The organism is Ruegeria sp. YKSF57 (genome assembly GCF_059612585.1).
In genome coordinates, this window is the sequence record NZ_JBXWQW010000034.1 from 1 (window position 1) to 20,802 (window position 20,802).

Below are 20,802 nucleotides of genomic sequence, written 5' to 3' on the forward strand. Positions count from 1 at the left end.
GAAGCTGGCTGGTATCTCGCAAACTAGGTCCGCAGGAGGGTGTGGCGCAGGCTCACGTTGGAGATCTGGCAGAAGGCAGCAGTTCGAATGCGATCCGGTGTGCTTTTGCAGGGACACGAACTGAAGCGTGACCAAACCCTTTCGACTGACACGCCGCGCTGAAGCCAGCATGGCGGAGATTGCTCGATGGACCATCGACAAGTTTGGACCGCATCAGGCCGGCCTTTTTGAACAACAGCTAATAGCGCGCTACCGGGTCATTACAGAGGGCAGGGCGGCCAGTCTTTGATTGCGTTCTCGCTGCGACCATCGGTGAGTATTTCGCAATCCACCTGTTGAGAGTGGCGTGGTCCACCTGCACGCCGCGTTCGGCCACAATCTCTTCCAAGTCCCGATACGATACAGTGTACCGTAGGTAGAAATACACAGCGTACAGAACCGCATCCTTGGGGAAATGGCAGCCTACCGATGAGATCGTGTTGACTCCTGTTCGAATAACATTTGACGGGAACAAACGTCAGATCACGCATGTTCGTCAACTGGGCCTCAGAGTTTGCAGCTCATCCACAGGTCCTCTTTTCGAAATCTCTATGGTAACAAACAAAAAGCTACTATTATGTTTGCCATGAATGAACACCCCAAAGATACCGATGACTTAGAAGATCCGTCAGGATCGATCTATGATGTTGATCCGGCGCCGGAGGAGGATCTGTGGTTCCTGCCGCAGGTGCCGGACCCGGGAGCGGCGCCGACCGATCTGCCATGGCCGGTTGCCGCGCGGGAAGGATCGTTGCAGCCCGAGATCTGGCTTCGGGCCGAGCAGGTTTGTTATCGCGACTTGCTGGCGGCAGTCGAGGCCGTGACCCGGTTCGGGGAACGGTTGAAGCAGATGCGCGATGGAGTCGCAGAGCGGTTTGCCCTGCAGTCAGTCTCTGCAATTCTGCGTGGCGAAGGCATCTGGCTGGGGTCGGAAAAGATCGCGCTCTACCGCGCGTTGCGGTTGGCCGGGGAGGATGAGGCGCGTGCGCTGGCCCGGGCCAGCTGGGCGGTGCGGCGGCTGACAGGGCAGGGTGTGTCGGTTCATGAGGATCTGCGCGCCTTCCTGGGGCGGGCGGAGGTCACCGAGGCCCAGGATCCCGACCCGCATGCAGAGCGTCCGGTGGGCGGGGAACTGGATGCGCTTGGCGATGCCTTGCGTGTCCAACGCAACGAATTGGCCGGGTGCCATGCGATGACGCGGGCAGCTTGCGGTCTGGCCTTCTGGCGTCGCGAAGGGATCACCCCCTGGGACGAGATGCTGGAACCGGCGGTGGCGGCAATGATAACCGGGGCAGGGGGGGCAGGGGCACCGTTCCTTCCGGTGTCGAGCGGCCATCGGTTCGATCGCTACGCGTTGAAGGAGGGGGAGGCTTTCGCCGAAGCGCGGCTGCGGGCGTTCTACACGGCAGCCCAAGCTGGGGCGTTGGCCGCGCTGATGGAACTGGATCGGTTGAAGGCCTGGCTGGAGCGTGCGTGGGCGGAAACTGGGGATCTTTCGGGGCGTACGCCGCCGGCGCTGATCGACGCGCTCGCCCGGTTCCCGATCTTGTCGGCAGATATTGTAGCGCAACAAGCCGGATGTTCACCCATGTCCGCGCGACGCAACCTCAACCTGTTCACTGATCGCGGCCTGGCGCGCGAGATCACCGGACAGGGACGGTATCGGTTTTGGGCGGCGGCGATGTGATGGGATTGCCTCGCAACTATTCTCCCGGCGTGGCAAAGGCTCTGTTGATGGCGTGGATGCCCCAATCTGACGGCATCGCAATGTGCCAATGTGATGTTAATGGGATCTGTTTCAAAGTTTTGACCATTGACCTTTGTGGTGCTAACGCCGGGGTAGCGATCGGCATCACCCAGTTGAAGGTTAGCCTGTGATTTCTTTCAAAGGTGCACAGTATCCGAAAGACGTGACACTGTTCGCGGTGTTCTTTTACGTTCGCTATGGTGTCTCTTATCGAGACCTGGAAGAAATCATGGCCGAGCGCGGTGTTCCAGTGGACCACACCACGCTTAACCGATGGGTAACACGGAATTCCGGTGCAATCGCTGAAGAAGCACGTCGCCGCAAAGGACCATGCGACCGTTCCTGGAGAATGGACGAGACTTACATCAAAGTGAAAGGTGCTTGGGTTTACGTCTTTGGGGCCGTCGGCAAAAACGGCAAGTTCCTTGATTTCACGCTCCCACATCGTCGAAACAAGCCTGCAGCCACAAGGTTCTTCGCCCAGATGTTGGAGACAAATGAATTGCCGAGGAAGATTGTGATCGACAAGATCGGTGCCAACACCGCCGGTATCAGGGCCATCAACAAAATGCTAAAAGCTTTGGCTGCCCGATCCCAATTGAGATGGTGAGGCGGAAATACTTGAACAATATCGTGGAACAGGACCCACGTTCTATCATGCGTCGCACTCGACCGATGCTGGGGTTCAAGGCCTTCGCTACAGCGGCGGCAACGCTCGACGGAATCGAAGTGTAGCACATGATCCGCAAGGGCCAACTCACGCCCGGACTCTGTCCTTTCAAACAATTCGCTGAGCTGGCTGCCTAAGTTCGTTGCAATCGCCAAGACAGTTCGGCGTGTTCAAGAACTTTGCAACAAAGCCGTTACCATGTCACCTCACCTTCTGGTTTGGCCGGGAACCAGCTTTCGGGTTCTGGATAGTCCCAGTCTTCGGGGAAGTGGTAGGTCTCAAACGTAGTGCCGGTGGCGTCCTCCGTTTCAAAGAAGGCAAATGCGTTCTTGCCCTTCCATTTGCCGGATTGCACCATTTTGAACCCACGTTTTTCGAATTCGGCCAGACGCTCTTCCCAGGGCGCGTCGTTGCAATCATAGGCCACGTGATGGAAGGCGGCGCCGTTCTTGTCCAGGAAATCCTTGAAGATCGACGGGCCCCAAAGCGGTTCCATCAGTTCCCAAATCATGTTGCCGGATTTGGCAAAGCACACTTTCAGCGCGAATTCGCAGGGTTCGCCCTTGTAGGTCTGGTCGGTCACGTTTTCCGGCGAAAACTCGTATACTGCCCATGGTCCGATACCGAGACGGCACAGCCCTTCCATGGTTTTCACGTGGTCATCTGTGACGATGGCCAGTTCGACCACATTGCCCAGGAAAGTGTTCGACAGGGTTTCGTCGCTGGTGACCTCGGGCAGTTTCGACAGGATGTCTTGGGGAAGATTTGACATTGGCAATTCCATTATTGTGAACCAAGGCATAGCGGCATTTGCCGCAGTTTTGAACGGCCCGGCTGGTCTTGTCACACGATGAAATGTCATGCTGGACGTGAGAGATTTTCATCTACTCCCACGTGTTAGCCGCTTTTGCCGGTACAAGGGCCGGACAATGCGAATTTCCTTCAGTCTGACCTGAGATTTCCTCAGTTTCCGCCGCCGTCAGGATGGTGTGTCTTTAGAGGCAACAAATTGTTGAGCAAGGATTGCGCCATGAAGGATTCCCCCTTTGACACCGGACAGCCCGATGGCACCAACCAAAGCCTTGATCTGGGTTTGCCCAATGGCGGTACGCCCGAGCTAGGCACCACCTATGAGATCCCGGCCCGCTGCGGCCGTGCGGTGCGTGTCCAAAAGGGGCAGGTGCTGACGATCTTCAACCCCGCCGGGTATCAGGTCTGCGATTTCTGGATCTTCAATGCCGATGACATTCGGGAATACAGCTCGATGGAGCATCTGCACACCTCGATCCTGTCGATCTTTCCCAAAGCGGGCGACGGCATCACCTCGAACCTGCGCCGGGTGCTGATGACGATCACAGAGGATACCTCGCCCGGCATCCACGACACGGTGATCGCCAGCTGTGATCATACCCGGTATCAGCAGCTGGGCTGCGGCACGTATCACGACAATTGCACCGACAATCTGCGCCAGTCGATGATTGCCATCGGGCTGCGCGCTCCGGCGATTCCCGCACCATTCAACCTTTGGATGAATGTTCCGGTTCAACCGGACGGCAGCCTCAGCTTTCAGCCGCCGGTCTCCAAGCCGGGTGACTTCATGTCCTTCCGGGCCGATATGGATGTGATCGCGGTGATGTCTGCCTGCCCGCAGGACGTAACGCCGGTGAATGGCGAGGGCACCTCGCCCGCCGGCTTGACCTTTCGGGTCGACGGGTAACTGGAGATGGCCGATACGCTTCTTTGGGGTAGGTGGGTTGTTGTCTCGGCAGATGACGTGCGCGCGGATGCGGCTGTTTTGCTGCGTGGCGGCCGCGTGGCCGAGATCGGCCTGGCCCCCGAGATGCGTGCCCGCTATGCGGGCCTCCCTGAACATGGTGGCGCTGACTGTGCCATCCTGCCAGGACTGATCAACGCGCATCACCATTGTTACGGGGTCGAGCTTGCCAATCAGAAGGTCGGGGACGACTTTCTGGAGCCCTGGATGTTCTGCGGTCCCTCGATGGTGGGGCTGTCGCCTTACGTCTCCTCGGCCCATTCGGCGCTGCGGTTGCTGAAAACCGGGGTGACGGCCGTGGTCGACATGTGCTCGGCCGGGGTGACGCGGGACAGCGGAGAAGTTCGGCTGCTGGAAAAGGCGCAGGCCTACCGCGATGCGGGTCTGCGTGCAGCCATCGCGCCGGGTGAACGCTGGCAGAACCGGATCGTGCATGGCGCCGGGGAAGAGGCCGGGTTTCTGGCCACTCTGCCGCAAAACCTGCGCGACGATCTGGCCTGCAGCGAAGCCGGGCGCAAGCGCCTGAGCCCCGATGCCTATTTCGATCTGATGAATGCGTTGGTGCCGCAGGGCGGCGGGCTGTGCGAATTCTGGTTTGGCCCGACCGGCCCGCAATGGACGCCGGATGCGGTTCTGGCCCGCATGGCACGGGAGGCTGAGCGGCTGGACACCCGTATCCAGACCCACGCCCTTGAGAGTTTTTACGAGGGTTTGGAAAGCCAGCAAGTCCGCGGCAAGCATCTGATGCAGCATTTTGCGGATCAGGGCATTCTGACCGAACGGCTTTCGCTGGCCCATGCGGTCTGGGCGGGGCCGCGGGATATTGAGGATCTGGCCCGCAGCGGCGTTCAGGTCAGCCATAATCCCGGCTCAAACTTGCGGTTGCGCTCGGGAATAGCGCCGATTGCTGAAATGTGCGGCAATGGCGTGAGTGTTGCGCTTGGGATGGATGACACCACGTTTGGTGGGGCGGAGGATATCTTTGCGGAAATGCGTTTGGCGCTGGCCATGAACACGCCGCCGCACCGTTCGGCCAAAGCACTGAACGCGCGCGATGTGCTGGCGCTGGCGACGCAGGGCGGGGCCACGTTGATGGGCCGTGCCCATGAGTTGGGGCAGTTGCAGCCGGGTTATTGCGCCGATGCCGTGGTGCTGGATCTGTCGCGCCCGATGCAGCCCTGGTGCGCGCCGGATGTGGATCCGGTCGAACTGATTGTGGGTCGGGCAACGGCTGCAGATGTGCGTGACGTTTTCGTCAATGGCGCACAGGTGGTCGATCAGGGCGCGGTCACCGGAGTGACCGAAGACCAGCTGCTGGATGACCTGCGGGCCGAATTGGACCAAAACCCGCCGGATGATACCGCGCTGGCCCTGGCCCGTGACCTGCGCCCCTATCTGCTGGATTGGTACTCCCGTTGGGAGCAGGCCGGGACCGCCCCGGTCGCGAGATATGGCGCGCCCTCAGCCTGGAGTATTGCATCGCCTGTGGGCGAGAAGAAACCTGCACCCTTGGCGGAACTAGGAGAAGCAACATGATCCAGAACCCGATCAAATGGCCCAATGGCGCGCGCTGTGCCTGTGCGATCAGTTTCGATATCGACGCCGACAGCCTGATCCATATCTCGCGTCCCAGGGACGGGCATGACCGGCTTTATCCGATATCCATGGGCCGTTATGGCCCCACAGTGGCGATCCCGCGCATCCTTGAGACCTATCGCAAGTTCGGCCTGAAACAGTCCTTCTTTGTGCCGGGTTGGGTGGTGGAACAATATCCCGACGCGATGGAGAAGATCCTGAAAGACGGCCATGAGATTGGCCATCACGGCTATCTGCACGAAGACCCCACCGCCCATGGCCCAGCGGAACAGCGCGAGTGGTTTGAAAAAACGCTGGAGAGCCACAAACGCGTCATCGGCAACACGCCCAAAGGCTATCGCGCGCCGGTTTATAACGTGAACCAGACGGTGATCGACCTGATGATCGAACACGGGTTCGAATATGAAAGCTCTCTGATGGCCGATGACATCCCCTATCTGATGAATACGGACAAGGGATCGCTGGTAGAGCTGCCGGTGCATTGGGGCACGGATGACTGGCCGCCCTTCGCCCATTATGACGAGATCGGTTACATGATGCCGGTCGCAGGGCCAAGCGCAGGTCTGGAAGGGTTCTGGGAAGAGTTCGAGGCGCAGTACGAGGCCGGAGGCTTCTGGCTGGCCATCTGGCACCCGTTCCTGACCGGCCGTCTGGCGCGCTGGCGTCAAGTCGAGCGTTGGCTCGAGGCTATTCTGGACCGCGGGGATGTCTGGTTCGCACCGATGCATGAAATAGCTGCCCATGTCCGGGCCGAGGCTGCCAGGGATCCGAATGCAGTGCGCGTGGAACAGCTGCCTTATTACACCAGGCCCGTCCTGTTCTGATGTCAGCGCAGGACAATCTTGCCCGCGCGTTGGATCGCGCAGGTCAGCCCCTTGCTGCCAATGTGTTCCTGACCCGAGGGGCGGACGGCGCACGGGATCTGGCACGCCAGCTGGATGCTTTGCCGGAGGCAGGCAAGGGGCTGAATGGTGCCGTTGTCATCCTCAAGGGCAATATTGATATCGAAGGCCTGCCCACCACCGCAGGCACCCGCACCTTTCAGGCCCAACCCTCGCCGGGTTCCGCGCCCTTGGTGCACCGGATCGTTGCAGCAGGTGGTGTTCCGCTGGGGCACGCCAACATGTCGGAATACGCTTATAGCGGATTGGGTCTGAACCCGCATTTCGGGACACCCGCAAACGGCTTGGATTCCAGATTGGTGCCTGGAGGGTCATCCAGCGGATGTGCCTCGGCCATTGCGCTGGGGATCGCGGATCTGGCGGTGGGGTCCGACACGTCGGGATCGACCCGCGTACCTGCGGCGTATCAGGGGATTTATGGCTTTCGTCCGACTATGGGTCGCTATGACAATGTAGGAGTATTGCCGCTCGCACCATCGCTGGACACGACAGGTCCCATGGCGCGGGATATGGCGGGCATTCGCGCTCTGGACGCGGTGATGCGCAAGCTTCCCCCCATTGCCGAGGCAGGACCCACGCACCGGATTCTGATCCCTGACGAGAACAGCTTGGGCCCACTTGCGCCGGAAATCGCTTCGTTGCTGTCCGCTGCGCGAGGCGCCCTGAAAAATGCGGGATATGCGATAGAAACGATCCCCGTACCAGCGTTCCCACAGATACGGGACCTTTTCGCGCGGGAAGGCACTTTGGTCGCAGCCGAGGCCCCGGAGGTGCTGTCCAGGTTCACAGCGCTGGATCACCCGGATCTGGACCCCAATGTGCACCGGCGGATAACACAAGGTCTGCCAGTCGACCCGCGCAAGCTGGTGCGGCTGCAGGCTCTCCGCGTCGGTTTTCAAAGCGCAATGAACGTCCTGCTGGGTGATGCGCTGCTATTGATGCCGACCATTCCGTCGTTGCCGCCCACCCTGACATCGGTTCAGGGCGATGCGGATCGGTTTGCTTCGGAAAACGCCCGCGCGCTCAGCCTGACCATGCTGGGGGCGTATCTGGATCTGCCATCTCTGGCCATGCCGGTTGCGGGGCGCGTGGCAGGACAATCCCTGACGCTTTCCGCCGCAACAGCTCGGGATGACGCGGTGCTGCAAGCCGCCGACGACATCGCCCAGCTCCTCTTGTCCCTGAAACTCGGAGTCTTCGCGTGACCAAACAATACCAGATTGCCCGGGACCGGGTCGAAATAGCTCAGTTGATCAAGCGCCAGTTTCGTGCGCTGTGTTGGGATGAAACGTCCCCGCCTGACTTGCCAGCGCTGAATGCCGCCTATGTCGAGGGTGCCCAGTTGTTTGCCTCGGCCCGCCCGGCCAAGGCCCAGACCGCAGTTGCCTTTGGCGAACGAATGGCGGGCTTGCGCGACGACGGAACCATCCCCGTTTTCGAAGAAAAGGGCGTGGGCCTGCATATCTGGGTCGCGGGCAATGTGGCTGTGGCCATGGCGGGGTGCGAAATGCACGAAAACCGCAGCGAAATCACCGAAGATATCAGCGCCTTTCTGCTGGTCAAAAACCCCGATGGCTGGGCCATCGCATCGCAGGCCTGGGACATCCTGCCTTCGATCGCACAAGCCTTTGCCGCAACCGGCCTAAGCGCGGACCGGTTTGAAATCTGATCCCCCTGACATAAATTGGAGACCCTCGATATGTCGAAAAAACTATTGATCGTGCATTCAAGCGCCCGTGAAAACCGTTCGCTCACCCGTGAGCTGGCACAGATTTTCGAAGACAGTTGGTCCGCGTCCGGTGGTGGCGCAGTGGCCCACCGTGACGTGGGCGTGAACCCGCCCGCCATCATCTCGGAGGCCTGGATCGACGCCTGCTTTACCGCTCCGGCAGAGCGTAGCGACGCCCAGAACGCCGTGCTGGCCGAATCCGATGAACTGGTGGCCGAAATCATCGATGCGGATGTTATCGCGCTCTGCGCACCTATGTATAACTACTCGATGCCCGCGTCGCTCAAGGCCTGGTTCGACCTGATCGCGCGGATCGGGGTGACCTTCAGCTTTGACCTGGCGCGCGGCGATGTGCCGATCGAGCCGATCCTGACCGGCAAGAAGCTGATCGTCCTGTCCTCGCGCGGCGAGTTCGGCTTTGCCGAGGGCGGCGAGCGCGCGCATCTGAACGGGCTGGACCCGGCGATCCGCGCCAGCGCGCATTACCTGGGCGCCGATGCCGCGAACATGGAAACCATCGCCATCGAATATCAGGAATTCGGCGATGCAAGGTTCGACGAGTCCGTCGCCCAGGCCCAGGCCCGGACCAAGGTCGTGGCCGCGCAAGTCGCGGCATAAAGATGCAAGTTTTCCCAATTGTCCAATACTATGCTTGTTGGACAATTGGGAATTATCGACCGCGTTGCACGAATAGTGCCTGGGCCGCATTTGCCCCTTTCCCCGGTTCGCTATGCGACACGTTCATAGGTCGCACGACCCAGGCGGGTCATGCGGTTGAGGGCTTTGACAGCGATCTTGGTTTCGGTTGTCTGGGACTTCGGTTTGCCGAAGCTGCAGGCCGAGCACCACTCGCAAGGCAAGACACATCTCGCGAGTACCGTTGCTGAGCACCGCGCTTGCCTAAGCGTTCGGCAGACCATCCAGACACCATGTCCCCACCAAACCAGACCGTGACATCCCTGCGCTACCGCAGCGCCTCGTTGTACCCGGTACGTTTCGTCACACGGTACTTTGCCTTCGCAAACCTATCCCACCGCGCCGCATTGAAATTGAAAAGTATCCCAGCATCCCGCAGTCAATTCGAAGGACTGGCTACGCATCGGAAACGATTTGTGCAACACGCTCAATGTGAATGGTCCTTACCTTAAGCGTATGAACACAGTTTTGAGGTTGTCAGCTTGGCCCGAACCAACGCTTCGGCAAATGTCACAGCGCAGGCAACGCCGTCGACTATAGGTAGTCCAAATTCCTCGGACAGGTGTGTCATAAGATTTGTCATCCCCGCACACCCCAGAACAATGGCTTCTGCCCTGTCCTCGTCAATTGCGGCGCGGATCTCCGCCCTGATTTTGTCGACTGTTTTGGGATCGTTTTCCTCCAGCTTGAGGACGGGCACATCCGATGCGCGAACACGGACACAGCGGCGGTCCAGTCCATAGCGCAACAGATTGGCCTCCAGACCTGCAAGCGAGCGGGACAAGGTCGTGATGACACTGAATTTCGGGCTGATCATCGACGCAGCGTGATAGGCCGCTTCTCCAACTCCGATCACTGGGGCCGATGTAACGCAGCGCACCGCGTCAACGCCTGTATCGTCGAAACAGGCGACCACAATGGCGTCGACGTCCGGATAACCCGCCACAACGTCCAGCAGGCCCGGCACACAGGTCGTCACATCCAGATATCCCTGGATACTCGGCGGGCCACTTGTCGAATTGGTCGCGATGATTTCGGTGTCGGGATGTGCGGCAGCTCGGGCTCCTGCTTCGATTTTTCGCGTCATCGAGCTTGTGGTGTTAGGATTGACGACAAGAATTTTCACGACACCCTCACACTTCTCCGCCCAGATAGGCAGCCTTGATCCGCGGATCGGTCAAAAGTTCCTTGGAGTTGCCCGAGATAACCACGTTCCCGGTGGTCAGAGCATAGGCGCGATGTGAAATCGACAGCGCCATGCGCGAGTTCTGTTCGACCAATAGGACGGACACACCCTCATCACGGTTGATGGCGACGATGGACCGGGCAATATCCTGCACCAGCTTTGGTGCGATTCCCAATGACGGCTCATCCATCAGTAACAGACGAGGTTTAGCCATCAAAGCGCGTCCAATTACCATCATCTGTTGTTCCCCACCCGACAAGGTACCGGCGGATTGAGAGTAGCGTTCCTTCAATCGCGGAAATCTTTCCAGTACCGAGTCCAGAGTGTTCCGAATTTCGGATTTGTTCGAACGCGTGAACGCCCCCATCAGCAGATTGTCTTTGACCGTCATAAATGGAAAAACACGTCGGCCTTCCGGCACCATCGAGATGCCCCTGGACACAATATCCGCCGGGTTCTTGCCATCAATCGTTTCGCCCTCGAAGGCCACCGAACCGGATTTGATCCGCGCCAGACCGGTTATCGCCCGCAGGATCGAGCTTTTCCCCGCTCCGTTGGCACCGATCAGGGCAACGGTTTCGCCTTGCTCCAAATCGATAGATACGCCTTTGAGCGCATAGACATGATCGTAGTAGAGTTCGACATCCTTGAATTCCAACATCTTGGTCATGGTTCAGATCCCGATCTCATCATCGGCGCTGCCCAGATACGCCTCGATGACCTTTTCGTTATTCTGGATTTCCGCAGGCGTACCTTCGGCGATCATCTCGCCAAAATTCAGAACGACGATCCGGTCGGAGATGTTCATTACCGCGGGCATATCGTGCTCCACCAGCAATACAGTGACCCCCCGATCATCGCGGACCTTTCGCACCAGATTGACCATTTTCATGGTCTCGTCGTGGTTCATGCCTGCGAAGGGTTCGTCCAACAGCAGAACCTGGGGATCGGTGGCAAGACCAATGGCAATACCCAGCGCCCGCAAGTTACCTTGCGGCAGGTTCGAAGCCTGTTCATTGGCAATCTCGGTCATGCCAAGGAATTCGATCAGATCATCGGCATACTGCCCGAAGCTTTCTACGTCTTCATGAGCTGTCCTGGTACCCCAGAAATACCCCGCCAAGGACGCGCGTGATCGCAGATGCTGGGCGACAACGATACTTTCGCGAACCGTCATCGATTTGAAGATGGTGGTCTCCTGAAAGGTGCGAACGACACCCTTTCGCGCCACCACATGCGGCTTCAGGTTCGATATGCGCTCGCCCCTGAACAACACCTCGCCCGAGGTCGTGGGCAGGAAGGACGAAATCATCTTGAACAAGGTACTCTTGCCCGCTCCGTTCGGCCCGATCACCGACAGGATTTCATTTTCATTGACGTTGAACGAGACATCGCTGTTTGCAGTCAAACCGCCGAATTTCTTGGTGACATGGCGGACTTCCAGAAGATGGCTCATTTGTCCGCTCCTTTCCTGCCGGGTAGTCGCAGGCTGAGCAGCCCGTTAGGCAGAACCAGCATCAGAAAGATCAACAGGCTGGAATAAGCCAGCAATTGGAAGCGACCGAGTTCAAACAGCAGGTCCCACCCAAAATACAACACCAGCGTGCCTAACATCGGCCCGAAGACGTATCCAAGACCGCCGAGGAAACAGTTCAGCATGAAGTTCACACTATCGGCGACCTGAAAGCTGGAGGGATAGACCGACTGAGCGATCGAGCCGAACATCGCCCCGCCAATGCCTCCAAGAAAAGAGGATATGGCGAACACGATGACCCGGATATAGGAGATGTTGACTCCGATCGAACTGGCCAGTTCTTCATTCTGTTGCATCGATCGGCACAGATGACCAAGCCGCGAATTCACCAACCGGTACATGGCGGCGAAGGTAAGAACCATCAGTACGCAGGCGGAATAATAAAACGCCAGCCTGGGGTTCTCGAGCGTTGAAAAGTCCGGGACTAATGTCAGGCCAAGGATTGATACGCCTCCCGGCAGCGGGATCGAGGTAATCCCTTTGGCACCGTTGGTGATGGGAAGCGCCAGCGCGGTCAGCGTTACCACCTGTGTCAGCACCAGAGAGATCATTGCAAAATAGACACCGCGCAAACGCAGGATTGGAACGCCGATTACGACCGCCACTGCGGCTGCAAACAGCCCCGCCAGGGGTAGCGATAGCCAAAAGGATATACCTGCTTTTGTTACCAGTATGGCCGAGACATACGCCCCGATCAGGGCAAAAGCACCCTGACCGATATTGATGCGGCCAATATAGAACGTCAGCCAGACACCGGCACTGGCGATGGACAAGAGCGCCACCGAGGTCAGTGTGTAGTAGAAATCCGATCGACCCGAGACCGCTATGAAAGTCGGCACCGCGACAAAGATCGCCAGAAGGAAAACAACCCCTGCGACCATCTGGGTTATGTTCAGTTTTGACACGGTCTCATCCCCACGGCTTGCCCATCAGCCCTTGCGGACGAATGGCCAGGAAAATCATCAGGGACACGAAGATAAGCAAATAGGTGATGTCTCCGTATTGCGAGAGAACGGCCAAACCGATGGCCTCGAGAAACCCAAGAATAATGCCTCCGGCGATGGCGCCGGAAATCACCCCTGCGCCGCCGATCATCACCATCATGAAGGCCTTGATCGAGGTTGGCCCGCCCATGCCGAGGTTAACCCCGGTAATGGTTACCAACAGCCCACCAACCAGGCCTGCCAGCATTGCGCCAAGAGCGAAGCCGATCATCGAGTAACGAGCAACATTGACACCCATCAATTGTGCTGCTGTGCGGTCCTGAGCCAAAGCCCGCAAGGCTCGCCCGGTTTTGGAATATTGCATGAACAGGATGAAGCTAATGATCGACAGGATGGCCAGAACGCAAATCAGAATGCGATCGTATGGCATGATGATCCTGAAATCCCAATTCAGCACACCGTTGACGATCTTGGGCACCCCACGCTGCTTTTCGCCAAAGACCAGAAGAATAACGGCATCGAACAGAAATGCCAGGCCGGCGGCCAAAAGCATGGTGCTTTCTTCGCGAGCAGACCTCCGAATGACCGGCGCAAACAGAAATTTTTCAATCAGAGCGCCAAGAACGGCAAGAGTGATGCAGGAGACCAGCAGCGCAAGTACGAACGGCCATCCGAGTTGACCATAAAATGTGTATGTCACGAATCCGCCTAGGACATACATTTGACCGTGGGCAAAATTCAACACGTTCATCAGGGCGAAAATCAGCGTCAGACCCAAGGCTATCATCGCATATTGCGCGCCCAGATAGATGCCATTTGCTATGATCTGTTCCATGTGAATCCAGAATAAGGTTCGGTTTCCCCGAGCCTTTGACAGGCTCGGGGTGTGAGTGGCTCGAAGGTTTGTTGCGTGACGGTGAGAATGCCTCAGTCGACTTCGGCGACGAAAAGCGTTTCAAATTCGCCGTCCTGATAGACATTCACCACAAGCGGCACCGCGATCTGTCGTTTTTGCCCGAAAGACGTTGTCCCCACATACCGCATCGTGGCATCACCCTTCATGAAGGGGTTTGGTGCTTCGAACGTATCCATCGTGGTCTGAAACGCCTTGACGTCGTCAATGCCGGCCGGATTGGCGTTCAATGTCGCCAGAATGTATTCGAGCGCGTAAACCTTGGTGTTCGACTCGTCGTTATATTCTCCGAACATGTCGGTATAGCGCTTAACGAACTCCTTCATGTCGTCAGAAGCAATCTCGGGCGTCGACGCGCCACCGACGGAAATGAACCCGTTGGCCAGTTCCCCAGCTCCTTCGCGCAGCACAGTGGCATCCTGCGCCGTTTCGGTGGAGATGATACCTTGAAAGCCAAGCTCTCTTGCCGATCGGATCAGTTGCGGCGCATTTGCAGGCGAAACGCCGGAAAGAACCAGCAAATCGGGTTGGGTACGCATGACGGGTGTCAGCACCGGCGTGAAGTCTGTGGTGTCGACCTGATAGGTCACGTTGTCCGAAACAACCTCAAGCCCGAGGGCTTTGGCAGCTTCGACGCCACCGTCCCGCTGGCTCAGCGGGTCGGACTCATTCGCGGCCACGAAAGCGACGGATTTCACACCCTTCTCATCCCGCAAATACTTGTAGATCGCGGGGCCTGATTGATAGTTGGCGACCATGCCCAATACCGCGTTCGATGCGGGCGCGGAGTAAAGCTCCTTTGGAAATGCATAAGGGAAATACATGATCCCCTGCGATTCCGCGACAGGGCGAACTGCGGCGGCGCCATCATCCACGTTGGGGCCGACAACATAGTGTATGCCTTCCTGCGCCATCTTCTCCATTCCGGCAATGGCGCGCTTGGGATCCTTTTGATCATCGAAGGATACGATTTCGATGTCATAGGTGGTATCACCGATCTTGTAGCCACCGCTCTCATTGATCCAAGCGGCCCGCGCTTCCATCGAGCGTTGGTTCGAGATTCCCCACGCCGCGGCAGGCCCCGAGGTCACTCCGACAAAGCCGATTTTCAGAACCGGGTTTTCCGCCCAGGCTGCCGAGCCAAGCATGGATGCTGCCAAAGCCAAAGCAGCCGATGATTTCATCAGATTTCTGCGTTTCATTAGTTCCTCCCTAGTGAGGTCTCGGCGCCTCTTTCGGGCGCTTTGGTATAAAAGATGCATCACGGGTCGAATCCCGGCCAGCGCTTCAAGTTCTGCATTGTTAACAATCAGTGTCAACAGTTTTTGATGACAATGCCGTTGATATCGTCAACACAAAGTTAGTATATTGTGAGAAGATAACTTGGCAGTTATTCACAATTTTCAGACCGTTTCTGCCGGAATGGAGTGAAATGACGAGCGACGCGGAACAGAAAATCGACACTGTGCAAACCGATCCTGACGAGCAGATGATCGTAGATCGGATCTATTCCGCAGTGATGGAACGAAAGCTTGCCCCAAAGACAAAGCTTAGCGAACTGGCTTTGTGCGAAACCTTTGGTGTGGGCCGGATGCGGGTGCGCCGCGCGTTGCTTTTGCTCAGTAGTCAAGGCATCGTTGATCTGCATTCAAATCGAGGGGCCTATGTCGCATGCCCAAGCGCCGACGAAGCCCGAGAGGTTTTCGTAGCCCGGCTGTTGATAGAAACCGGGATCGTGCGGGAACTAGCGCGTGGAATAAACGACACCGGCGTTAAGATATTGCGCGCACACGTAAGAAAGGAAGAAGAAGCCAGGCAAAGTGGCGACCGGTCCGAAATCATCCGGCTATCCGGAGCGTTTCACGTTGAATTGGCCAAGTGTCACGGAAACTCGGTTTTGACACGTGTGGTGCGTGAACTGGTTACCCGAACGTCGCTGATCGTTGCTCTGTTCGGCACGAACCGCGCCTCCACATGCCCGGAAAATGAACATGCGTCGATTATCGACGCCATGATTGAAGGGAACCCGGACGCTGCCGAAAATTCGATCCGCCACCATATCCTGCATGTTCAGAACGGCTTGGATCTGAACCAATCCCAAAAGGTCGAACCGGATCTGGCAAAAATCCTTACCGGCCGCTTATAGGAGTTGCGTGAAAACGTAACCGGGCTGGCGACGCCAAAAGCTTCTGATGATTGGCGAAATCGACAGCCAATGTGGGGAATGGCGGAAACCACTCAGATCAAAATACGTTTCATGAAGCTGTTGAACGCCTGTATCAGAGGATTGCCTTTGTTGCTGGGATGGTACAGGCACCAGATTTCGGAGAACTCGTCGATGTCAATTCCTTCCAACCTGACAAGCCCATCGGTCAAAACGGGTAGATCGGGAAGCAGAGACACTCCCAGGTTCATTCGCACAGCGTCAATCAAAAGGCTCATCGAATCGAAACTGGTAGTCGACGCGCTTTCAGTAATATTTCTGGAAATCCACTTTCTGATTGGGTGCTGTGCCAGACCGCTGCCTGGAACCAGCCAGTCAACATGAGGCCAGGTGTCACTACATGCGCTTGAATATCCGCCGCCACAGACTGCAACATAGTCCAAGCGTTTCAGAAATTGCCCAATCAGTTGATCAGGTGGGTTTGCGGAGGGACGCACCGCGACATCGAAACCACGCTCCCACAGTTTTGCGAACTGGTTGCTGGTGCTGAAATCAATGTCGATGTTGGGATACCCGCGGCGGAAATCCGACAGATTGGGCAAGATAAAATACTCCAGCAGGACGTCGGTCGTGGTGATCCTCAGACGTCCGCTCAACTGATCGTCGAGCGTGGAACAAATAATATCCGCAGTTGACAATGCACCATGAATCTCACGTCCTTTTTCCGCAAGCTCATTTGCCACGGGAAAAGGATGAAATCCGGATTTTGAACGTTCAAACAGTGGCGTACCGATCTTGGCTTCAATCCGTTTGATTGCCCGGAATATCGACGAAACATCCTTGTCCAGAAACCGGCCCGCTCGTTCAAGCGTCTGCTCGCGGCACAGTGCGAGAATAACCAGGAGATCCTCACTGTTCAGCTTCATCGGCGGCTCCGAAACGGGTGATTGCAGCGGTGCATATTTTGCTTTTGCACAGGTCGAATAAGTTCTGAACCATCACGTCTGACAACACAAAAGGAAATCTTCAAGATGGGTATACTCAAGTTTGCTGCCGCCGCTGCCGTTTCGCTTACCGCCGCAACCGCCGCTGTCGCCGACACGGGTTTGATGACCAAATTCGATGACATTCAATGGACGCCGATCGAAGGCACCCCCATGTCGCTGGCCATTCTCTGGGGCGACCGCGACACCGGTCCTTACGCGATGTATCTGAAAATGCCGGGTGGTTTCGAAGTACCCGAACACGCGCACACCTTTGCCTACGAAGGTATCACCATCCAGGGTGAATGGAAGCACAGCTTTGCCGGAGAGACCAAGGTTCTTCCAGTCGGCGCGCACGTTGTTCAGCCCGGCAATGCCTTCCACGGTGATGCCTGCGTCAGCGAAGAAGACTGTGTCCTTTTCGTTTTCCAGGATGGAAAAGGCGATGCTATCTTCCACAGCAACTAAGCCTTCAGCTTGATCCAACGCATACTGGTCGCCTTGAAGAAGGCGGCCATTTCATTGCTGCTTTGGAATGCGCGCAACAACTATTGTCGTTCCGCCCACAGTTTTTCGTAGGTTTCAAAAGCTTCGGGAAACCCGTCCAGAGGCCATTCCAGCCGGAACCGCCGGTTGTTTCTGTCCACGAAATCGAACTCTACGATATCACCCGCCAACATAGCCTTAAGGGCTGCGGATGACTGCACTTGAGAAAACGTGCAATCCGACCACAGCAGGCATCTGCGGTCCTCCATTTTCCATATCTCATCCTCCCCTTGCATGATCCGAAATCCATCAGACAAAAATGCCGTTCCAAGCTCGGGGCCGAACATCACATCGTGTTTCCCGCGTGAGCCATCTTTGCTTGGCGTAATAAAGGTGAACAAGGCACCAAACTGCGGAGCCTCGGCATAGACGTCCACCCAACGAATATAGCATCGCTGCTTTAGGGCACCCCTCTCTTCACGTTCATCGCAAATGGTGTTCCAGATGCCATGCGAGGAATGGTGCGTCACCCGCCAGTTTCCCGCCGTATCGCGCCCCTGCAAATCCTGCGCGCCAGCAGCGCCAGCCAGCAACAGGAAAACACCGCCGAAAAAAGCAGGCAAAGCTTTCATCAGGCTTGATCATTCAGATGCCGTGCGTTCTCCAAGGCAGCGCGCCAGTCATGCCCGTGGACCGAGACGATCTTACCACCTTGAGATACAAAGAAAATCGGCGGATAGACCAGTTCGAGTTGCGGAGCGGCCAAGCGCAAAATTGGATCCCGATCCCCATAGACTCCGAGGTTCGGTACGTCCCGCGTCTTTGCGATAATGTTGTCTTCCACTGCGAAACCCAAGGAACGGCCTTCGGCTTGCACATCGGCCAGATGGTTACGCTTGAAGGCCATGCAGGGAGGGCAGTCTTCAGCTCCGTAAAAGTGAAACGTCACTTGTTCCGCTGTTCCTGCATGCCCTGTGGATGCCATGGCCAGAGCGGCAAGCGATGTAGTGTAGAATACACGTCTGTTCATCAACGTCTGTCTCCTGTTTTCTGTATTTCATTTAGCCGAATGTTCGACGAATATTAGGTCGCGCACAACAAGTGCCATGGCCCGACCCAACTTGCGTTGCGCCTGAGCCGTCAAGTGCACGCCGTCTGCGCCATCTGCCCGAGTTACAGTTCCGGCATCGAACACCGGAATGCCTGTTTGCCGGGACAGGTGCCCGTACGTGTCGGCGAGATGTTCGGACAGCCCCTGTGCGTTTCCGAACAATCCTGCCAGACTTCCATTTTCGGGGTTGTTCAAAGGTGGCGGAACCACAACCAACACCTGGCCAACTCCCCCAATCAGCAGGATTCGGGCAAGCGAAAAGACCGAGCGTGCAACTTGTTCCGCATTCCGCCCTTGCCCGGATTGCAGATCGTTCGTTCCCAGCATCACAATTGCCATGTCCAACGGCAGATGCTGCTCGACGAAGGGAGGAAGTGGTGTCGTTATCGCCTGTCCTATATTGTCGAGAGCTTCTCCCTTCCCCAGATCGGTACGTCGGCCGATGCGACCCTCCTCGATCACCACGGCATTCGGCAGAGCTGCATCCAAAACCCGACCCCAGCGCACATCATCGCCGTGCCTTGGACCCGATGCATTGGCCCCCCATGTGTTGCTGTCACCAAGCACCAGGATTCGCAGCTCGGCCCGACCCGGTAAAGGCAGGACAAACAAAAGGAGAACGGAGATCGCAAAAGGGCGCAGCACCTGGAAGGTCCAATTGTTGTCAGATTGACGGCGAGTTTACCTTGCCGCGCGACCAACCCGAATAAGGCACCTTTTGGTAACCATGGATTTCAGGTCACGTTCGGGTGAAAACGCTGCAATCAGGGTAATTACCCCGGGTCCGTTTTCCGAAAATCAACCATGGTGGCGTCTGTCTGCACCGACCTGCGGGGCGCATCAAGCCTCACTTACGGACAGGGAGTTCCATGACCAGATCCGCCTGCTCATCAACGCCTATAATTTTTCGCTCGACAGTGGCGATCTGGATGATCATGCCAACCTTTTCGCGCGTGGAGAATGGGTATTCGACGTCGGGACACCGCTGAGAAGTGCGCAGGAGATCCGGGATTAATTCCTTTCGCGGGTCATCCTGTTTGGCGACGGCACCCCCGCAACCGGCACCTGTCCACGAACGAGGATCTTATGGGGACGAAATGCGGAAAGCGCCCGATGCCGGCGCAATGTCATGGTCATTCAACAGAACCAGCGTCTCCTTTTGCAGGTGATCTATTCGGGTGAATGTCAGGACGAGTTCGCGCGCGACGAAAACGGTGTCTGGCACTTTGTGCGGATTTCGATCAGCCGCCCATTCTATGGAGACCTGAGCCACCACATCCGGTCGGCTCAGGCCTGGAACCGCGACCCAAGAGTTTCAGTCCACGGCAGTTTCCGCCAGCCATTCGACAAACTGCCGAGCCGCGCGCTTACGCATACCGGCCGGCGATCGAATCACGCGGTAATGATAGCCAGGCAGTTGCGGTCCCTCGAGTTCGGCAAACCCGTCACCGAACTCGGCAGAGCGCACGATGGTCCGGCTCAACAACGCCGCACCGTGACCGCGCTTCAGCGCGTCGAAGGCCAGGTTGTAGGCGTCAAAACTCATCCGGCGATAGCTGCCCAGATTATCTAGCCCCGCCGCTTCGAACCAGGATTTCCAGGTCGGCCCGGTCAGGGACGAGTTTTCCCAGCGCACATCGATCAGCCGCCGCTTTGTCAGGAATTCGATACGGGCGGCCCGGCCGGGCGTCAGCAGCTCGCGGCTGACGGCGCCCACGTAATACTCCTGATACAAGGCGATTTCGCCGCTGTTGTCGGCAGGCTTCTTGCCATATCGCACCGCCACATCGATCTCGCTACCGCTCATGTCCACGGCGTTTTCGCTGGCAAATACGTTCAACGTCAACTGCGGAAATGCGTCATAGAAGGCATCCAGCCGCGGTTGCAGCCAATATCGTGCAAACTCCCGCGTGGTCGATATGGTCACGGTATTGGTGTCCAGATTGCCATAGGTTTCGGCAAAGGCTGCCGCCAAACTATCCATACCCCGCGTGATATCCGGTAGCATCCGCGACCCCTGATCTGTCAGCGAAATGTTCCGACCAGAACGTTCGAACAGCTTGATATCCAACAGATTTTCCAGATGCCGGATCTGATGGCTGACTGCGGTCGGCGTCACCGAAAGCTCATCCGCGGCATCGGAAATGCTTTCCAGCCGGGCAGCCGCTTCAAAGGCGCGGATCGCGTTCAGTGGTGGCAGGCGTCGTTTCATCTTGTCCTTTCATGACACGGACGGACAGAACACACAAAGTTGAAAAATCCGCATGAAAGAGATTGAAACGAAAAATAGTCAGGCCGCCCAACCTGTGCGCGGCCTGTCCCCACCCG

At 57.3% G+C, this 20,802-nt stretch carries 22 protein-coding genes and 2 pseudogenes; 11 read left to right on the forward strand and 13 right to left on the reverse strand.

From position 1 onward, the window contains the following. Positions 1–283 precede the first annotated feature (283 nt). A pseudogene (locus tag AC2FLX_RS14915) lies at positions 284–496 on the reverse strand (IS6 family transposase); the annotation flags it as partial. 120 nt (positions 497–616) lie between these two features. Here AC2FLX_RS14915 and AC2FLX_RS14920 point away from each other — a divergent pair. Further along, on the forward strand, positions 617–1,726 hold the full coding sequence (locus AC2FLX_RS14920; RefSeq protein WP_496811144.1) for a helix-turn-helix domain-containing protein: 1,110 nt from the start codon (positions 617–619) through the stop codon (positions 1,724–1,726). Positions 1,727–1,913: 187 nt separating this feature from the next. Further along, a pseudogene (locus tag AC2FLX_RS14925) lies at positions 1,914–2,593 on the forward strand (IS6 family transposase). 56 nt (positions 2,594–2,649) lie between these two features. Here the strand turns inward: AC2FLX_RS14925 and AC2FLX_RS14930 are convergent. Beyond that, on the reverse strand, positions 2,650–3,228 hold the full coding sequence (locus tag AC2FLX_RS14930; protein WP_496811143.1) for a VOC family protein: 579 nt from the start codon (positions 3,226–3,228) through the stop codon (positions 2,650–2,652). A 258-nt stretch (positions 3,229–3,486) separates the two neighbouring features. Between AC2FLX_RS14930 and AC2FLX_RS14935 the strand changes: the two genes are divergently transcribed. Genes AC2FLX_RS14935 through AC2FLX_RS14960 form a run of 6 tightly spaced genes read left to right on the forward strand, consistent with a single transcriptional unit; the run spans position 3,487 to position 9,075 of the window. Continuing rightward, positions 3,487–4,173 (forward strand): DUF1989 domain-containing protein, encoded by a 687-nt coding sequence (locus AC2FLX_RS14935; RefSeq protein WP_496811142.1) that lies wholly within the window; start codon positions 3,487–3,489, stop codon positions 4,171–4,173. Between the two features lie 6 nt (positions 4,174–4,179). Next, positions 4,180–5,766 (forward strand): amidohydrolase family protein, encoded by a 1,587-nt coding sequence (locus AC2FLX_RS14940; RefSeq protein WP_496811141.1) that lies wholly within the window; start codon positions 4,180–4,182, stop codon positions 5,764–5,766. Next, positions 5,763–6,650: a polysaccharide deacetylase family protein gene (locus AC2FLX_RS14945; protein WP_496748470.1), complete on the forward strand. Its 888-nt coding sequence runs from the start codon at positions 5,763–5,765 to the stop codon at positions 6,648–6,650. The genes AC2FLX_RS14940 and AC2FLX_RS14945 overlap by 4 nt, the downstream gene beginning before the upstream one ends. Next, a complete protein-coding gene (locus AC2FLX_RS14950) occupies positions 6,650–7,933 on the forward strand; it encodes an amidase (RefSeq protein WP_496811140.1) in 1,284 nt (427 codons plus the stop codon). The genes AC2FLX_RS14945 and AC2FLX_RS14950 overlap by 1 nt, the downstream gene beginning before the upstream one ends. Continuing rightward, a complete protein-coding gene (locus AC2FLX_RS14955; RefSeq protein WP_496748468.1) occupies positions 7,930–8,397 on the forward strand; it encodes a hypothetical protein in 468 nt (155 codons plus the stop codon). The genes AC2FLX_RS14950 and AC2FLX_RS14955 overlap by 4 nt, the downstream gene beginning before the upstream one ends. A gap of 30 nt (positions 8,398–8,427) precedes the next feature. Next, positions 8,428–9,075, forward strand: a complete 648-nt coding sequence (locus AC2FLX_RS14960) for an FMN-dependent NADH-azoreductase (RefSeq protein WP_496811139.1) — start codon at positions 8,428–8,430, stop codon at positions 9,073–9,075. A 526-nt stretch (positions 9,076–9,601) separates the two neighbouring features. Here AC2FLX_RS14960 and AC2FLX_RS14965 read toward each other — a convergent pair. From AC2FLX_RS14965 to AC2FLX_RS14990, 6 genes are all read right to left on the reverse strand, one after another. Next, complete coding sequence (locus AC2FLX_RS14965) at positions 9,602–10,279, reverse strand: aspartate/glutamate racemase family protein (RefSeq protein ID WP_496811138.1); 678 nt, start codon at positions 10,277–10,279, stop codon at positions 9,602–9,604. 7 nt (positions 10,280–10,286) lie between these two features. Continuing rightward, complete coding sequence (locus AC2FLX_RS14970) at positions 10,287–11,009, reverse strand: ABC transporter ATP-binding protein (RefSeq protein ID WP_496811137.1); 723 nt, start codon at positions 11,007–11,009, stop codon at positions 10,287–10,289. 3 nt (positions 11,010–11,012) lie between these two features. Then, positions 11,013–11,795, reverse strand: a complete 783-nt coding sequence (locus tag AC2FLX_RS14975; RefSeq protein ID WP_480752151.1) for an ABC transporter ATP-binding protein — start codon at positions 11,793–11,795, stop codon at positions 11,013–11,015. Then, positions 11,792–12,754: a branched-chain amino acid ABC transporter permease gene (locus AC2FLX_RS14980; protein ID WP_496811148.1), complete on the reverse strand. Its 963-nt coding sequence runs from the start codon at positions 12,752–12,754 to the stop codon at positions 11,792–11,794. Before AC2FLX_RS14980 ends, AC2FLX_RS14975 begins: the two co-directional genes overlap by 4 nt. Before the next feature lie 28 nt (positions 12,755–12,782). Beyond that, entirely contained in the window at positions 12,783–13,652 is an 870-nt protein-coding gene (locus AC2FLX_RS14985) for a branched-chain amino acid ABC transporter permease (RefSeq protein ID WP_480752153.1), read from the reverse strand. Positions 13,653–13,744: 92 nt separating this feature from the next. Further along, positions 13,745–14,932 (reverse strand): ABC transporter substrate-binding protein, encoded by a 1,188-nt coding sequence (locus tag AC2FLX_RS14990; RefSeq protein WP_480752154.1) that lies wholly within the window; start codon positions 14,930–14,932, stop codon positions 13,745–13,747. A 230-nt stretch (positions 14,933–15,162) separates the two neighbouring features. On the opposite strand from AC2FLX_RS14990, the gene AC2FLX_RS14995 reads away from it, so the two are divergent. Beyond that, positions 15,163–15,876, forward strand: a complete 714-nt coding sequence (locus tag AC2FLX_RS14995; RefSeq protein ID WP_496811136.1) for a GntR family transcriptional regulator — start codon at positions 15,163–15,165, stop codon at positions 15,874–15,876. Between the two features lie 92 nt (positions 15,877–15,968). Here AC2FLX_RS14995 and AC2FLX_RS15000 read toward each other — a convergent pair whose 3' ends face one another. Further along, positions 15,969–16,820, reverse strand: coding sequence for a LysR family transcriptional regulator (locus AC2FLX_RS15000; protein WP_496811135.1), 852 nt, complete (start codon positions 16,818–16,820; stop codon positions 15,969–15,971). Between the two features lie 105 nt (positions 16,821–16,925). On the opposite strand from AC2FLX_RS15000, the gene AC2FLX_RS15005 reads away from it, so the two are divergent. After that, positions 16,926–17,345: a cupin domain-containing protein gene (locus AC2FLX_RS15005; RefSeq protein ID WP_496747942.1), complete on the forward strand. Its 420-nt coding sequence runs from the start codon at positions 16,926–16,928 to the stop codon at positions 17,343–17,345. 80 nt (positions 17,346–17,425) lie between these two features. On the opposite strand, the gene AC2FLX_RS15010 is transcribed toward AC2FLX_RS15005, so the two are convergent. From AC2FLX_RS15010 to AC2FLX_RS15020, 3 genes are read right to left on the reverse strand one after another with little or no spacing between them, the layout of a single operon-like run. Further along, on the reverse strand, positions 17,426–17,995 hold the full coding sequence (locus tag AC2FLX_RS15010) for an invasion associated locus B family protein (protein WP_496747941.1): 570 nt from the start codon (positions 17,993–17,995) through the stop codon (positions 17,426–17,428). Continuing rightward, on the reverse strand, positions 17,995–18,393 hold the full coding sequence (locus AC2FLX_RS15015) for a hypothetical protein (protein ID WP_496811134.1): 399 nt from the start codon (positions 18,391–18,393) through the stop codon (positions 17,995–17,997). The genes AC2FLX_RS15010 and AC2FLX_RS15015 overlap by 1 nt, the downstream gene beginning before the upstream one ends. Before the next feature lie 27 nt (positions 18,394–18,420). Beyond that, positions 18,421–19,119, reverse strand: coding sequence for a GDSL-type esterase/lipase family protein (locus AC2FLX_RS15020; RefSeq protein WP_496811133.1), 699 nt, complete (start codon positions 19,117–19,119; stop codon positions 18,421–18,423). 82 nt (positions 19,120–19,201) lie between these two features. Between AC2FLX_RS15020 and AC2FLX_RS15025 the strand changes: the two genes are divergently transcribed. Beyond that, positions 19,202–19,489, forward strand: a complete 288-nt coding sequence (locus tag AC2FLX_RS15025; protein ID WP_496811132.1) for a nuclear transport factor 2 family protein — start codon at positions 19,202–19,204, stop codon at positions 19,487–19,489. A 300-nt stretch (positions 19,490–19,789) separates the two neighbouring features. On the opposite strand, the gene AC2FLX_RS15030 is transcribed toward AC2FLX_RS15025, so the two are convergent. Further along, complete coding sequence (locus AC2FLX_RS15030) at positions 19,790–20,686, reverse strand: LysR substrate-binding domain-containing protein (RefSeq protein WP_496747935.1); 897 nt, start codon at positions 20,684–20,686, stop codon at positions 19,790–19,792. Positions 20,687–20,802 lie beyond the last annotated feature (116 nt).